The organism is Segatella hominis, assembly GCF_004535825.1.
In the GTDB taxonomy this organism is placed as follows: Bacteria; Bacteroidota; Bacteroidia; order Bacteroidales; family Bacteroidaceae; genus Prevotella; species Prevotella hominis.
The window spans coordinates 19604-35491 of record NZ_SGVY01000041.1 but is presented as its reverse complement, the minus strand read 5'-3'; the positions used below and the strand labels follow the sequence as shown (position 1 = coordinate 35491).

The following is a 15888-nucleotide window of genomic DNA, read 5'->3' as shown; positions in this document are numbered from 1 at the left end:
ACATAGTCATTCTGTTTGATTGATGGTGTAAAGATACGAAAAATACTCCAGATAACGGCATAAATCGAAGATTATTATCGTGAAATATAAACATCTTAAACAGGCCTTACTTTTTAAAGTGGGCTCATTAGTTAATAATGTTTTGGGGCTAAAATTTCTGTCGATTTTAACCTCCATTTTCAAATATGCTGCAAATTTATATAATTTTTTCCGTATTCTTGTTAAGAAAATGTGAAAAAAATGCCTTAATTCCTAAAATACACACTTTTGTCACCATTTTGCGACATTTTTATGGTTCTTGTCTCTTTCGCCTTTTTTCTTTTACGATCCCTTTTTCCGGCATATTTAGCATAATTATGCAACAAATTCATATAAAAAATCAAAAATTACTGGCAAAATGATAAATAATTCAAGAAAAATGCTACGATATGAAAAATATTTCGTATTTTTGCAAATAGTTTAGTTCAAATAGTGAATAAATTGCATAGTTTAATTTAAATAGTGAATAAGATGATACTGGACATTGACATGCTGAGAAGCTTCTATGCTTCGTATTCTGAAAGTGTAGCTCAGGCTAAAGCTACGGTAAAACGACCTCTTACTTATGCCGAGAAGGTGCTTTTTGCTCACCTTTTCGACTCCACACAATTGCGCCCTTATAAAAGAGGTGTGGAATATGTTGATTTCCGACCTAATCGTGTGGCAATGCAGGATGCAACGGCTCAGATGGCTCTTCTTCAGTTCATGAATGCGGGTAAGGACAAAGTGGCCGTACCTGCCTCTGTTCATTGTGATCACTTGATTCGTGCGGATGTGGGTGTTGCACAAGACCTTCCTGAGGCGTGCAAGACCAATAAGGAGGTTTATGACTTCTTGAAATCTGTTTCTCAGAAATACCATATCGGTTTTTGGGGTCCGGGTGCTGGTATCATCCATCAGGTGGTACTCGAAAACTATGCCTTCCCTGGTGGTATGATGGTGGGTACTGATTCGCACACGCCTAATGCCGGTGGACTCGGAATGGTGGCTGTTGGTGTTGGTGGTGCGGATGCGGTAGATGTTCTTACCGGTCAGCCTTGGGAACTCAAGATGCCTCGTCTCATCGGTGTTCATCTTACTGGTAAACTTTCGGGTTGGGCTACTCCTAAGGATGTGATTCTCGAAATTCTCGGTATTCTTACCGTAAAGGGTGGTACCAATGCCATTCTCGAATACTTCGGTGATGGTCTTGACAGTATTTCTACGACAGGTAAGGCTACGATCTGTAATATGGGTGCAGAACTGGGTGCTACCTGTTCTATCTTCCCATTCGATGGAAATGCGGATGAGTATCTCCGTAAGACAGGTAGAGAGGAGATTGCTTCTCTTGCCAAGCAGAATGCGGCTGAACTCCGTGCTGATGATGAGGTGCTTGCCAATCCGTCTGCTTTCTATGATCAGATTGTGGAAATCGACCTCTCTAAGGTAGAACCTCATCTCAATGGTCCGTTTACGCCAGATGCGGCTACTCCAATCTCTCACATGAAGGCGAAAGGTCCTGCCAATGACTATCCGATGGTGGTTGAAGTGGGATTGGTGGGCAGTTGTACCAACTCTTCTTACCAGGATCTCGCCCGTGCTGCCAGTGTGGCTCGTCAGGCTTACGAGAAGGGTATTCAGGTGAAAGGTCAGTTGATTATCAACCCGGGTTCTGAACAGATACGCTATACCGCTGAGCGTGACGGTATCCTCGATGATTTCAAGAAGATCGGTGCACTGATCATGACCAATGCCTGTGGTCCATGTATCGGACAGTGGAAGCGCCATACGGATGACAATACGCGCAAGAATGCCATCGTTACTTCTTTCAATAGAAACTTCCGCCGTCGTGCTGATGGCAATCCTAATACTTACGCCTTTATCGGTAGCCCTGAATTGACGGTGGCACTTACCATCGCCGGTCGTCTCGACTTTAATCCTGCTACGGATACCTTATTAGATAAGAATGGCAACAGCGTGATGCTCGATGCTCCTACCGGTTTTACTTTCCCTCCTAAGGGATTTGCCGTAGAAGATAAGGGCTTTATTGCTCCAAGCGAGGAAAATGCCAACGTTGAGGTGGTGATTGCTCCGGATAGCAACCGACTTCAGAAACTCGCTCCGTTTGCTGCCTGGGATGGGAAGGATCTGATCGACATGCCGCTGCTGATCAAGACAGAGGGTAAGTGTACAACAGACCATATCTCTATGGCAGGTCCTTGGTTGAAGTTCCGTGGTCATCTGCAGAATATCTCCGATAACCTCCTGATGGGTGCCGTGAATGCTTTCAATGGTGAGAGCAACAAGGTGAAAAACCAGTTGGATGGCAAATACGTGGAGGTTTCTACTGCTGCCAAGGCTTATAAAGCGCAGAATATCAGCAGCATCGTAGTGGCAGAAGACAACTATGGTGAGGGTTCTTCTCGTGAACATGCAGCGATGGAACCTCGATTCCTCAATGTGAAGGTGATTCTTGCCAAGAGTTTCGCCCGTATCCACGAGACCAATCTGAAAAAGCAGGGTATGCTTGCGCTTACTTTCTGCAACAAGGATGATTATAATAAGGTACAGGAAGACGACCGTATCTCTTTGACTGGTCTCAAGGAGTTTGCACCAGGCAGTCACCTTACCGTCACCCTTAAGCACAAGGATGGCTCTGAGGATAGCTTCGAGGTAGAACATACCTATAATGATACGCAAATCGCATGGTTTAAGGCTGGTAGTGCCTTGAATTTTGCAGCGCAGAAATAACATTCTAATTTGAATAATTATGAACAAGGAATATTTGATATATAAATTAAGTGATGAGGTTAAAAACTCATGCAAGATTGATAAGGAGGCATTCACCAAATTCAATGTGAAGCGTGGTCTTCGCAATGAGGATGGTTCGGGTGTGCTCGTCGGTTTGACTAATATCGGTAATGTGGTGGGTTATGAGCGTGATGAGCAAGGTAAATTGAAACCTACCGAGGGTAAACTCTACTATCGTGGCTATGAATTGGACGACCTTGTAACTCCTCTTCTCAAGGAGAAGCGATTCGGTTTTGAGGAGGTGGCTTTCCTCTTGCTCTCCGGTCAGTTGCCTGACAAGGAGGAATTGGAGGCTTTCAGGGAACTCATCAATGATAATATGCCGCTCGATCACCGTACGATTACCCATATCATTGAGTTGGAGGGTAGCAATATCATGAATATCCTGGCTCGTTGTGTGCTCGAAATGTACACCTTCGATCCAAATCCGGATGATATCAGTCGTGACAACCTGATGCGCCAGAGTATAGAGTTGATTGCCAAGTTCCCTACCATCATCGCATACGCATACAATATCTATCGTCACTCTGTGCAGGGTAGAAGTCTGCATATCCGTCATCCACGTGAGAACCTCTCTATTGCAGAGAATTTCCTCTATATGATGAAGCATGAGAATTATTCAGAACTGGATGCGCGTATGCTCGACTTGCTCCTGATTATCCAGGCTGAGCATGGTGGTGGTAACAACTCTACCTTCACCGTACGTGTTACTTCTTCTACCCGTACGGATACCTACAGTTCTATTGCTGCTGGTATCGGTAGTTTGAAGGGTCCTCTTCATGGTGGTGCTAACATCAAGGTTATCAATATGTTCCATCACCTGAAGGAAGCGATCAAGGATTGGACGAATGTCAGTGAACTTGATATTTACTTGAAACGTATGCTCAACAAGGAGGCTTATGACAAGACCGGTCTGATCTATGGTATCGGTCATGCCGTCTATACCTTGAGTGACCCACGTGCTGTGGAACTGAAACGCCTGGCAGGTGAGTTGGCTAAGGAAAAGGGTAGAGAGGATGAATATAACTTCCTGAAACTCATCGAACAGGAAGGTATCAAGTGCTTGCAGGAACATCGTGGTGGTAGCAAACCGGCTTGTGCCAACCTCGACTTCTATAGCGGTTTCATCTATGAGATGATTGGTTTGCCACAGGAAATCTATACACCAATCTTCGCCATGGCACGTATCGTGGGTTGGACAGCCCATCGTATTGAGGAACTGAACTTCGAAGGTCGCCGTATCATCCGTCCTGCTTATAAGAATATTTTGGGAGAGTTGGATTATACGCCGCTCATGGACAGATAAAACAATTATTTATCTCGCAAGAAAAGTTTTTGCACGCTTTTCTTGCGAGATTTCTTCATTTTTAGTACCTTTGCACCCATATTTCAAACATTAATATAGAATTTATACTCTTATGGGAGGCATATTCGGAACGATTTCCAAGAAAAGTTGTGTCGCAGACCTTTTCTACGGCACTGATTACAACTCACATCTCGGCACACGCCGAGGCGGTTTGGCAACCTACAGTCAGGATAAAGGCTTCGTGCGCTCTATCCACAACCTCGAAAGCTCTTATTTCAGAACCAAGTTTGAAACTTCATTAGATAAGTTTGAAGGGGCTACCTCTGGTATTGGAGTCATCAGCGATACGGATGCACAGCCGCTCATCATGAACTCTCATCTTGGCCGATTTGCCATCTGTACAGTGGCAAAGATTGCCAACAAGGATGAACTTACCCAACATTTGCTGGAGAAGAACATGCACTTTGCTGAGATGTCTTCCGGCAGTACCAATCCTACTGAACTTGTTGCCTTGCTCGTCATTCAGGGCAAGACTTTCAAAGAGGGTATCGAGAATGTATATCATCACATCAAGGGCTCTTGTACGATGATGATTCTCACCGAGGATGGTATCATCTGTGCCCGTGACAGTTGGGGACGCACGCCACTTATTATCGGCAAGAAGGATGGTGCCCATGCTGCTTCCAGCGAATCTACCTCTTTCCCTAATCTCGACTATGAGACTGAGTATGAGGTGGGTCCGGGAGAGATTGTGAAGATGACTGCTGATGGACTTGAGCAGCTGAGACCTGCCAATAAGAAGATGCAGATCTGTTCTTTCCTGTGGGTTTATTATGGTTTCCCAACTTCTACCTACGAGGGACGTAATGTGGAGGATGTGCGCTTTACCAATGGTTGCAACCTCGCCAAGACCGACGATGTGGAGGTGGATTGCTGTAGTGGTATTCCTGATTCGGGTACGGGTATGGCTATGGGTTATGCTGCGGGTAAGGGTGTGCCTTACCAGCGTTGTATTGCTAAATATACGCCTACTTGGCCTCGTTCGTTTACTCCAAGCAACCAGAGTATGCGCTCTTTGGTAGCTAAGATGAAACTGATACCTAACAAGGCGATGCTCAAAGGCAAGCGAGTTCTTTTCTGTGATGACAGTATCGTAAGAGGTACCCAGTTGCGTGATAATGTGAAGGTTCTTTTCGATCAGGCTGGTTTGAAGGAATGTCACATGCGAATCGCCTGTCCTCCATTGGTTTACGGTTGTCCATTTATCAACTTCACTTCTTCCAAGAGCGACATGGAATTGATTACTCGTCGTATCATCGAGAAGTTTGAAGGTGATGCCAATAAGAATCTCGATAAATATGCTACTACGGGTTCTCCTGAATATCAGAGAATGGTGGACGAGATTGCGCGTCAACTCGGTTTGACTACTTTGAAGTTCAATACCATCGAACAGTTGATTGAGGCGATCGGCTTACCGAAATGCCAGGTCTGCACCCATTGCTTTGATGGCAGTAGCGACTATACGCTGCATGAATTTGCAGATGAGGAATAAAAAAAATGAGGGTGTGTCATAAGACCATGACACACCCTCATTTTTTGATAGGGGGGTTATTTCTGTTTCCGTAGAATAATCAGAGTTACACCGGCAAGAATAGCAACAATACCGAGCGCAAGCTGCAGGGTAAAGGATTCTCCAAAAATACAGACGCCAATCACGACTGCGGTAACAGGTTCCAAGGCTCCCATGATGGCAGCAGGGGTACTGCCGATGAGATTGATGGAAATCGTCATGAAGAAGAGCGAGAGTACCGTCGGTAAAAGAGCGAGTTGGGCTGCACAGAGCCACTGCTTCGGTGTTTCCAACATTTGGAAACTTTCCCCCGATATCCACGTGAAGAGGGCAACGGTTATCAGACCGAATACCAATATCCAGAAGGTGAATTTGACATTCGACATGGTGTTGTTCTTCCACTGGTTGATGGAGATGATATAAACCGCATAGAGCAGGGAGGAGGCCATCACAAGGGCAAAACCCGCTGTGCTCAACTTGGCGTTTCCATCTCCCTGATAAAGGAGTCCGACGCCTGAAACGGCGAGAAGAATGGCGATGGTACTGGTCCAGGTGACCTTCTCATGGAAAAAGGCGGTCATCAGGATTGCAGTCATAATGGGATAGACAAAAAGCAGGGTACTCGCGATTCCTGCTGCCATATAATGGAAACTGACATAGAGCGTAGTGGAAGAGAGGGCGAAGAAACTGCCTAAGCATGCCAGACGGATGGCATGACCCCACTTGATGGCGAAACTTTCACGGCGTACCAGTAAGACGATGGCAAACATGACTACTGCTAAAAGGTAGCGATAGGTCAGGACGGAACCGGAAGAGAATCCGTCATGGTAGAGCTCTAAGGTACCCAATGGGTTGGTACCATAACAAACAGCGGCAATGATGCCCGCCAGAAAACCTTTAACTTGATTACTGTTCACTTTTTTGTTTTTTATATTGTTGGTTCATTTTGGGCTGCAAAGGTACTCATTATTTTGATAAAAAACGCTTTTATTCCTGCATTTTTCCTTTTTTTGTATTTTTCTCTTTGTGCTTCGGGTGAAAAGTTGTATTTTTGCCCCCAAATATCGGTTCTTTCATTGAAACCGATGATGGTTTAAAGATAAAAAGTTGTATTATGGAACCCATTCGTAAAATCGAAAAGGTGAGCCTGAGAAATCTCCACATGGAGGATTATGACCAGCTCGCTAAATCTTTCAAGCGTATCTACGCTGATTCTGACGTGTTCTGGACACGCCAGCAAATCAAGAAACTCATTACTATATTTCCTGAAGGTCAGGTTGTCATCATCGTGGATGATAAGATTGTAGGATGTGCCCTGTCTATCATCGTCAATTATAATATGGTGAAAGGTGATCATACCTATGCGCAGGTGACTGGTAACGAGACTTTCAATACACACGATCCTAATGGTAATATTCTCTATGGTATTGAGGTGTTTATCCACCCTGATTACCGTGGCTTGCGATTGGCACGCCGTATGTACGAGTATCGCAAGGAATTGTGCGAAAAGTTGAATCTGAAGGCGATCATGTTTGGTGGTCGTATTCCTAACTATCATAAGTATGCGGACCAGATGCGTCCGAAGGAGTATATCGAGAAGGTGCGCTCCCGTGAAATCTACGACCCGGTACTCACGTTCCAGTTGAGCAATGATTTCCACGTCCGTCGTGTCATCCGCAATTATCTGCCAAGTGATGAGGAGAGTGAACACTGCGCCACACTGTTGCAGTGGGATAATATCTATTACCAGCCACCAACGGATAGTTTTGTAGATAGAAAACCTACGGTGCGCATCGGGTTGGTTCAGTGGCAGATGCGTCCTTATGCTTCTGTGGATGATCTCTTTGAACAGGTGGAGTTCTTCGTGGATTCCGTGTCTGACTATAAGAGTGATTTCATCCTTTTCCCAGAATACTTTAATGCTCCACTGATGGCGAAGTTTAATGACATGGGTGAAGCGCAGAGTATTCGTGAAATGGCTCAATATACGGAACAGATTCGTGACCGTTTCCGTGAATTGGCTATCAGCTATAACATCAATATCATCACGGGTTCCATGCCACTGGTAAAGGAAGACGGTGCGCTTTATAATGTGGGTTTCCTCTGCCGCAGAGATGGTAGCGTGGATATGTATGAGAAGATTCACGTGACTCCTGATGAACAGAAATGTTGGGGATTGACAGGCGGTAGCAATATCCAGACTTTTGATACCGACTGTGGCAAGATTGGTATTGTCATCTGCTATGATGTGGAGTTCCCTGAACTCTCTCGTCTGATGGCACAGGATGGTATGCAGATTCTCTTTGTACCATTTATGACCGATACGCAGAATGCCTACTCTCGTGTGAGAGTCTGTGCACAGGCGCGTGCTATCGAGAATGAGTGTTATGTGGCGATTGCAGGTAGTGTGGGCAACTTGCCTCGTGTGCATAATATGGATATCCAGTATGCGCAGAGTGCCGTATTTACACCATGTGATTTTGCCTTCCCTAATGATGGTAAGCGCTCGGAGGCGACACCGAATACGGAAATGATCCTGATTTCGGATGTGGATTTGAATCTTCTCAATGAGTTGCATACGTATGGTGCTGTTCGCAATATGCGCGACAGACGCAAGGATCTTTATGAATTGAAAAAGAAATAATGTACAAGATAGAGATATCGGAGCGGACGCTCCATTTCAAGGTGCCGGCAGGAACATCAAGAGGCGTTTATACCACCCGGCATAGTTTCTTCCTCACGCTATCCTCGGATGAAGTACTGGGCGTGAAAGGTGTGGGCGAATGTGCTACGCTCCCGGATTTGAGTTGTGATGCAAAGCCGGAATATGAAGCGACGCTGCGACAGGTCTGTCAACTGGTGGAACAGATGGGACGTATTCCGTATGATATGATTCGTGCCTATCCGAGCATCACTTTTGGATTGGAATCGGCATTTGCAGACTTCTTCCATCAGGTAAAGGTGGCTGCAACTGCTGATCCTTCTTCTGTCGCCTTGCAGACATTTGCAGTACCGGCTTGGGCAAATGGCTTGGGCAAATTGTATGATACGCCTTTTGCACGCGGGGAAGCGGGGATTACCATCAACGGACTCGTGTGGATGGGCTCTTACGATGAAATGTTAGGAAGACTGGAGGAGAAACTGAAAGAGGGTTTTCATTGCGTGAAACTGAAGATTGGTGCCATCGACTTCCTGAAAGAACTGGATCTGGTCAAGTGTATCAGAGAGCGCTATTCCAAGGAGGAGGTGCAACTGCGTGTGGATGCCAATGGTGGTTTCTCTCCGGAGGATGCGATGAGTCGCCTGGAAACATTGGCAAGATACGATATTCATTCCATCGAACAGCCTATCAAACAGCATCAGTGGCCTAAGATGGCTGAACTCTGCCGGGAGACTCCGTTGCCGATTGCGCTTGATGAGGAATTGATCGGTGTCAATGTCCGTTCGATGAAGCAGGCGCTGTTGGATACCATCCGGCCGCAATATATTGTTTTGAAACCTTCACTCCATGGAGGTATGTATGGATGTGAGGAATGGATCTCCCTTGCCCGGGAAAGAGGAATTGGAAGTTGGATTACATCCGCTTTGGAAAGCAATGTAGGACTGAATGCGATTGCCCATTTCTGTGCTAAGGTCTATGGAGAGGAAGCGTATGGCGCTGAGGCTCCTATGGCACAAGGGCTTGGAACCGGAAAATTGTTTGAGGATAATTTGCCGAGCCAATTAGAGATTCGGGGAGAAAAATTGTTTTTTCTTCCCTAAGTCTCCTGTTTTTCTTTTTGAAAACAATATAAGGGAATACGATGGACTTGAAGGATTTTTTAGAGATATGGGGAAATGAGAAGGACAGGGTGCTGGTACATACCAGTGGTTCTACCGGTAAACCGAAGGAGATGTGGGTCGAGAAGAATAAGATGAGAAACTCGGCTCGCATTACCTGTGATTTCTTGGGGATTCAGCCCGGTGACTCTGCATTCCTCTGTTTGCCCCTCGATTATATTGCAGGAAAAATGATGACGGTGAGAAGCATCGAGAGAGAACTTCGGCTCGTATGTGTCGAACCCTGTGGTCATCCACTCTCCAATGAAGCTCTTCAGCAGGCTACAGCTGTTGATTTCCATACATCATCTTCCTGTTCTGCTGCTACAATTTTAGCGAAAGGTATCGATTTTGCTGCCATGGTACCGATGCAGGTATTCAATTCGCTCAGCGTGCCAGAAGAAAGGAAAAGGTTGGGGAGGATTAAAAACCTGATCATTGGGGGTGGAGCTATTGATGAGGCACTCGCTGCTGAATTGATGACTTTGCCGGAAGAAGTTGCTGTTTGGAGTACTTATGGCATGACGGAAACCCTGTCGCATATTGCCTTGAGACGACTGAACGGACCGGATGCGAGTGAATGGTATTATCCCTTTGATAGCGTAAAGGTGGAAGTGAACCGGGAAGGATGTCTTGTGATTGATGCCCCCTTGGTTTGTGCAGAAAAGTTAGTGACCAATGATATAGCCGAACTGAAAGTGATGGATGCTTCCGAGTCATGTGGTAGCCATCGGGTTGCCTTTCGTATCAAGGGCAGGAAAGATTTTGTAATCTGTTCCGGCGGTGTGAAAATTCAGATAGAGGAGGTGGAGGATAAACTCCGCCCATTTCTACAGTCTCCGTTTATGATAACGAAGAAGAAGGATGAAAAGTTTGGGGAAATGGCTGTACTCGTCTCTGAGGATGTGGATTTGGATGTAGTAGAACGGGTTTGTAAGGAGCAACTTCCTAAATTCTGGGTGCCGAAACTGTTCATCCATGTTGACAAGATACCGATGACGGAAACGGGAAAAGTAAAAAGAGGAGGCTTTTTCGAAAAATAATTGTGAAAAAGATACTTATTGTAGCGCTGATTGCTTGCAATTAAGATATTTTTTTGTATTTTTGCAAGCGGAACGAGAATTTATGATGGAAATCGAAATCTAATAATAATTATATATCAAAAACTAACAAGATGAAATTGACAAAAACTATTCAGACTGTGGCTTTAGCCTCTTTGTTGGCTTTATCGCCTGCGGAGATGATGGCTGCCCAGAAAGGGGGCACCTTTACAACGGGTGACAAGACATTTCTTTTGAATGGCAAGCCTTTTGTCGTGAAGGCGGCTGAGTTGCATTATCCTCGTATTCCTCGTGCTTACTGGGAGCATCGCATCAAAATGTGTAAGGCTCTTGGCATGAATACGGTTTGTCTCTATGTGTTCTGGAATATTCATGAACAGAAGGAGGGACAGTTTGATTTTACTGGCAATAATGACGTGGCTGCTTTCTGTCGCCTCTGTCAGAAGAATGGTATGTACGTCATTGTACGTCCCGGTCCATACGTTTGTGCGGAGTGGGAGATGGGCGGTCTGCCTTGGTGGCTCCTGAAGAAGAAGGATATCCGTTTGCGTGAGCAGGATCCTTATTTCATGCAGCGTGTGGAAATCTTCGAGAAAGAGGTGGGCAAGCAACTGGCTCCTCTGACCATCCAGAATGGGGGGCCTATCATCATGGTGCAGGTTGAGAATGAATATGGTTCTTATGGTAAGGACAAACCTTACGTGAGCGCTATCCGTGATATTGTGAAGAAGAGCGGTTTTGATAAGGTGAGTCTCTTCCAGTGCGACTGGTCTTCTAACTTCCTCAACAATGGTCTTGATGATCTGACTTGGACCATGAACTTCGGTACGGGTGCCAATATCGACAACCAGTTTAAGCGACTGGGCGAGGTGCGTCCGAATGCGCCTAAGATGTGCTCTGAGTTCTGGAGCGGTTGGTTTGATAAATGGGGAGCCCGTCATGAAACCCGTCCTGCCAAGGATATGGTGGAGGGTATGGATGAGATGCTTTCCAAGGGCATCAGTTTCTCACTCTATATGACCCATGGTGGAACCAGTTTCGGTCATTGGGCAGGTGCCAATTCTCCGGGTTTCCAACCAGATGTGACTTCTTACGATTATGATGCGCCTATCAATGAATGGGGTTTGGCTACTCCTAAGTATTTCGAACTTCGTAAGATGATGTCGAAATATACGGATGGCAAGAAATTACCTGCTGTTCCTAAGGCTCCGATGTCCCTCATCAGCGTGCCAACCTTCCAGTTGAATGAATACAGACCATTGAGCAATGGTATCACCGGTGAAAAGGAAAGCAATAAGCCTTTGTCATTTGAGGATATGGACATGGGTTGGGGTACGATGGTTTATACCACCACACTGCCGGAAATCAAGGCTGGTGCTACCCTGACAGGTGAATTCCACGATTTTGCTCAGGTATATGTCAATGGCAAGTATGTGGGCAAGATAGACCGTGTGAAGAATGAGAAATCACTCGATCTGCCTGCCGCTGCTGCAGGTAGCGAGATGACCATCGTAGTGGAAGGTATGGGCCGTATCAACTTCGGTCGTGCCATCAAGGACTATAAGGGTATTATTGGCAACGTAACCATCTCTACAGCCGATGAACTTTGCGACATCACTTTAAGTCCAAAGCAGTGGAACAACCAGATTATTCCTGATGATTACAAGAATGCCATTGATGCGCTCAATGCACCGATGAACAGAATGGCTGGTCTGAAGAGCAAGGCGGGTTACTATCGCGGTTATTTCAACATCAGCAAGGTGGGCGATACCTTTATTAATATGGAGGCATTCGGCAAAGGACAGGTTTATGTCAATGGTCATGCGCTTGGAAGATTCTGGCAAATCGGTCCTCAGCAGACTTTGTACTTGCCAGGCTGCTGGTTGAAGAAGGGCAAGAACGAGGTGGTAGTACTCGATGTCGTTGGTCCGAAGGGTGAGGCTGGCAAACCAGGTTCTTCAGTAGCTCCAACAGCTTTCTGCCAGAATAAACCAGAGTTGGATAAGTTGAACCTTGAGAAGAGCAACAAGCATAATGATTCAGGTCATCGTATGGATTTGAATTCTGATGTTCCAGTGCTGAAGGCAGATTTGAAGGCAGGCAATGGTTGGCAGACACTCAAACTTGACAAGCCTGTAACCGGTCGTTACTTTGCCATTGAGTGCACCAGCAGTCAGAGCGGTGACTCACAGATTGCCATTGCTGAGGTATATCTCCAGGATGCGCAGGGTAACCGGATTGACCGTAACAACTGGGTAGCTTATTATGCAGATAGCGAGAAGGGTAACTCGACGCTCGACAAGATGTTTGACTTGCAGGAGAGTACTTATTGGCAGACTGAGAAGGGTGCTAACTTCCCTCATCTTTGTATTGTAGATATGGGCAAGGAGGTAACCGTATCAGCCTTCGAATATCTGCCAAGAGCCGAAGAGGGTGCTCCAGGTAGTGTGAAGAGTTTCAGACTCTTTATCAAGAAGTAAAATGGGGCGCAATCCAGCTCCTACTACCCATAAATGATGATTTTTGAGGGGAAAGTGGATGTTTTAACACAAATCCTTCTCTTAATACGAAATAAATTTGTAATTTTGCAGTCCCATTCCTAACAAGGGGAATCGGGACTGCATTTTTTATGTAGTTTCTGATGGGTCCCACAAGCAGGAATCAGGCTTAATTCATCAACAAAAATAAGGAAAAGGTACATGATAAAGAAAGAGAAAATCGCTATCGTCGTTGGTATTGGTGCAGTTATTGGTATCGGAATTACATTCTTGGCAGCTGTAGGGCTTGGCAAGAAGAAAGGCGCGGCGTATCTAAAAAAGTGCCCTTTTAAGAAATAAACCCAGTCACAATTCTGTGATTGGGCTTTTTTGTTTCTGAAAAATTGTATTCATTATTATAATTATTAACTATTTAAATATAAAGGAACATTGATTATGAGAACAGAATGGAGAGGTTTCAAAGGAAACAAGTGGCAATCTGAGGTCAATCTTCGTGACTTCATTCAGAACAACTACACCAGCTACGACGGCGATGAGACGTTCTTGGCAGAACCTACCCAAGCTACTGATACCCTTTGGGGTATGTTGAAGGAACTCCAGAAACAGGAGCGTGCCAAGGGTGGTGTGCTTGATATGGAGACAGAGGTAGTATCAGGATTGACAGCATACGGTGCAGCCTACATCGGTGAGGGCACCAAGGACTTGGAGAAGGTAGTGGGTCTTCAGACTGATAAGCCATTGAAGCGTGCTTTCATGCCATACGGTGGTATCAAGATGGCAGAGCAGGCTTGTACAACATACGGCTATGAGCCATCTGAGAAGCTCCACGAGATTTTCCACAAGTACTGCAAGACTCACAATGATGGTGTATTCGATGCTTATACTCCTGAGATGAAGCTCGTTCGCCACAATCATATTCTTACAGGTCTTCCTGATACTTACGGTCGTGGCCGTATCGTAGGTGACTATCGTCGTGTTGCTCTTTATGGTATTGATTTCCTGATTGCTGAAAAGCAGAAGGATTTGAATCAGATGGGCGACCGTGAGATGATTGACGAGGTCATCCGCCTGCGTGAGGAGGTTGCTATGCAGATCAAGGCGCTCAAGGGCTTGAAGGAAATGGCTGCAAGCTATGGCTTTGATATCAGTCAGCCAGCTCAGAATGCGCGTGAGGCTGTACAGTGGTTGTACTTTGGTTACCTCGGTGCAGTAAAGACACAGAACGGTGCTGCGATGTCTGTAGGTCGTATCTCAACTTTCCTCGATATCTATTTCGAGCGTGACTTCCAGGAGGGTACTTTGACCGAGGCTGATGCACAGGAGTTGATCGACCACTTGGTCATGAAGTTCCGTATGGTGAAGTTCGCACGTATCCCTTCTTACAACCAACTCTTCTCTGGTGACCCAGTATGGGCAACACTTGAGGTAGGTGGTATGGGTCAGGATGGCCGTTCTATGGTTACAAAGAACGACTTCCGTTTCCTCCACACATTGGAGAACATGGGTCCTTCACCAGAGCCAAACCTGACTGTATTGTACAGCGCTCGTTTGCCTAAGGGATTCAAGCACTATGCTTCTTTGATTTCTGTGAAGACAAGTTCTATCCAGTACGAAAATGACGATGTAATGCGCCCAGTATGGGGTGATGACTATAGCATCTGCTGCTGTGTATCTGCTACACAGACAGGTAAGGAAATGCAGTTCTTCGGTGCTCGTGCCAACTTGGCTAAGTGCTTGACCTATGCAGTTTCTGGTGGTGTAGATTCTAAGACCCGTGAGCAGTGTGGTCCTAAGTATCGTGCTGTAGAGGGTGATGTATTGACATACGAGGAGTTCATGCCACGTTTCATGGATATGATGGACTGGTTGGCAAGTGTTTATGTGAAGACATTGAACTTGATTCACTATATGCACGACAAGTACTTCTATGAGGCAGCAGAGATGGCACTCATCGATACCGATGTACGTCGTACCTTTGCAACAGGTATTGCAGGTTTCAGCCACGTAGTAGATTCTATCTCAGCTATCAAGTATGCGAAGGTAAATATCATCCGTGATGAGACCGGTTTCCCATTGAGTTTCAAGACAGAGGGTGACTTCCCACGTTATGGTAATGATGATGAGCGTGCTGATGAGATTGCAGTATGGTTGCTCAAGACCTTCATGTCTCTCATCAAGAAGTATCACACTTACCGTGATTCAGAGCCTACAACCTCTATCCTTACGATTACATCCAATGTAGTATATGGTAAGTACACCAGCAATATGCCTGATGGTCGTCCAGCCGGTGCTCCTTTGGCTCCAGGTGCCAACCCATCATACGGTGCAGAGAAGAATGGTCTCTTGGCTTCATTGAACTCAGTAGCTAAGTTGCCTTATGAGTATGCGCTCGATGGTATTTCTAATACCCAGACTATCAGTCCAGGTGCTCTCGGTCATGATGACGAGGAGCGTGCCCAGACTTTGGTAGGTGTAATGGATGGTTACTTCAGTCAGGGTGCTCACCACTTGAATGTGAACGTATTTGGTGTAGATAAGCTCAAGGACGCTATGGAGCATCCAGAGAAGGAAGAATACCAGAACTTCACAATCCGTGTCAGTGGATATGCAGTTAAGTTCATCGACTTGACCCGTGAGCAGCAGCTCGACGTAATCGCTCGTCAGGCTCACGAGAGACTCTAAGGAAGTGAAGAATGAAGAGGGAAGAGTGAAGAATTCTCTTGTCTCTTTGTAACATATAGATTGCCCGCTATATTTTCTTTTCGAAGATATTTAGCGGGCAATTTTAGCTTATTTAACTGCAAA

General features: G+C 45.6%; 10 protein-coding genes. 9 read left to right on the top strand and 1 reads right to left on the bottom strand.

Annotated features, from left to right (window positions below; genetic code table 11):
- Nucleotides 1-510: 510 nt before the first annotated feature.
- From EXN75_RS12990 to EXN75_RS12980, 3 genes are all read left to right on the top strand, one after another.
- Nucleotides 511-2769 (top strand): aconitate hydratase, encoded by a 2259-nt coding sequence (locus tag EXN75_RS12990; RefSeq protein ID WP_134844135.1) that lies wholly within the window; start codon nt 511-513, stop codon nt 2767-2769.
- A gap of 19 nt (nt 2770-2788) precedes the next feature.
- Nucleotides 2789-4135, top strand: coding sequence for a citrate/2-methylcitrate synthase (locus EXN75_RS12985; protein WP_118116304.1), 1347 nt, complete (start codon nt 2789-2791; stop codon nt 4133-4135).
- A 112-nt stretch (nt 4136-4247) separates the two neighbouring features.
- Entirely contained in the window at nt 4248-5687 is a 1440-nt protein-coding gene (locus EXN75_RS12980) for an amidophosphoribosyltransferase (protein WP_134844133.1), read from the top strand.
- A gap of 56 nt (nt 5688-5743) precedes the next feature.
- Here the strand turns inward: EXN75_RS12980 and EXN75_RS12975 are convergent, their stop codons facing one another.
- Nucleotides 5744-6622, bottom strand: coding sequence for a DMT family transporter (locus tag EXN75_RS12975; RefSeq protein ID WP_134844132.1), 879 nt, complete (start codon nt 6620-6622; stop codon nt 5744-5746).
- A gap of 197 nt (nt 6623-6819) precedes the next feature.
- Here EXN75_RS12975 and EXN75_RS12970 point away from each other — a divergent pair, with 197 nt between their 5' ends.
- From EXN75_RS12970 to pflB, 6 genes are all read left to right on the top strand, one after another.
- Nucleotides 6820-8349 (top strand): carbon-nitrogen hydrolase family protein, encoded by a 1530-nt coding sequence (locus tag EXN75_RS12970; RefSeq protein ID WP_118116298.1) that lies wholly within the window; start codon nt 6820-6822, stop codon nt 8347-8349.
- Nucleotides 8349-9467: an o-succinylbenzoate synthase gene (locus tag EXN75_RS12965; protein WP_134844131.1), complete on the top strand. Its 1119-nt coding sequence runs from the start codon at nt 8349-8351 to the stop codon at nt 9465-9467. Before EXN75_RS12970 ends, EXN75_RS12965 begins: the two co-directional genes overlap by 1 nt.
- A gap of 41 nt (nt 9468-9508) precedes the next feature.
- The gene (locus tag EXN75_RS12960) at nt 9509-10567 is read left to right on the top strand and encodes an AMP-binding protein (protein WP_134844130.1); all 1059 of its coding nucleotides are present in this window, start codon (nt 9509-9511) and stop codon (nt 10565-10567) included.
- 131 nt (nt 10568-10698) lie between these two features.
- The gene (locus EXN75_RS12955; protein ID WP_134844129.1) at nt 10699-13065 is read left to right on the top strand and encodes a beta-galactosidase; all 2367 of its coding nucleotides are present in this window, start codon (nt 10699-10701) and stop codon (nt 13063-13065) included.
- A gap of 219 nt (nt 13066-13284) precedes the next feature.
- Complete coding sequence (locus EXN75_RS17795; protein WP_167639520.1) at nt 13285-13422, top strand: hypothetical protein; 138 nt, start codon at nt 13285-13287, stop codon at nt 13420-13422.
- Between the two features lie 96 nt (nt 13423-13518).
- Nucleotides 13519-15765, top strand: coding sequence for a formate C-acetyltransferase (pflB, locus tag EXN75_RS12950; RefSeq protein WP_134844128.1), 2247 nt, complete (start codon nt 13519-13521; stop codon nt 15763-15765).
- The last annotated feature ends 123 nt before the right edge of the window (nt 15766-15888 follow it).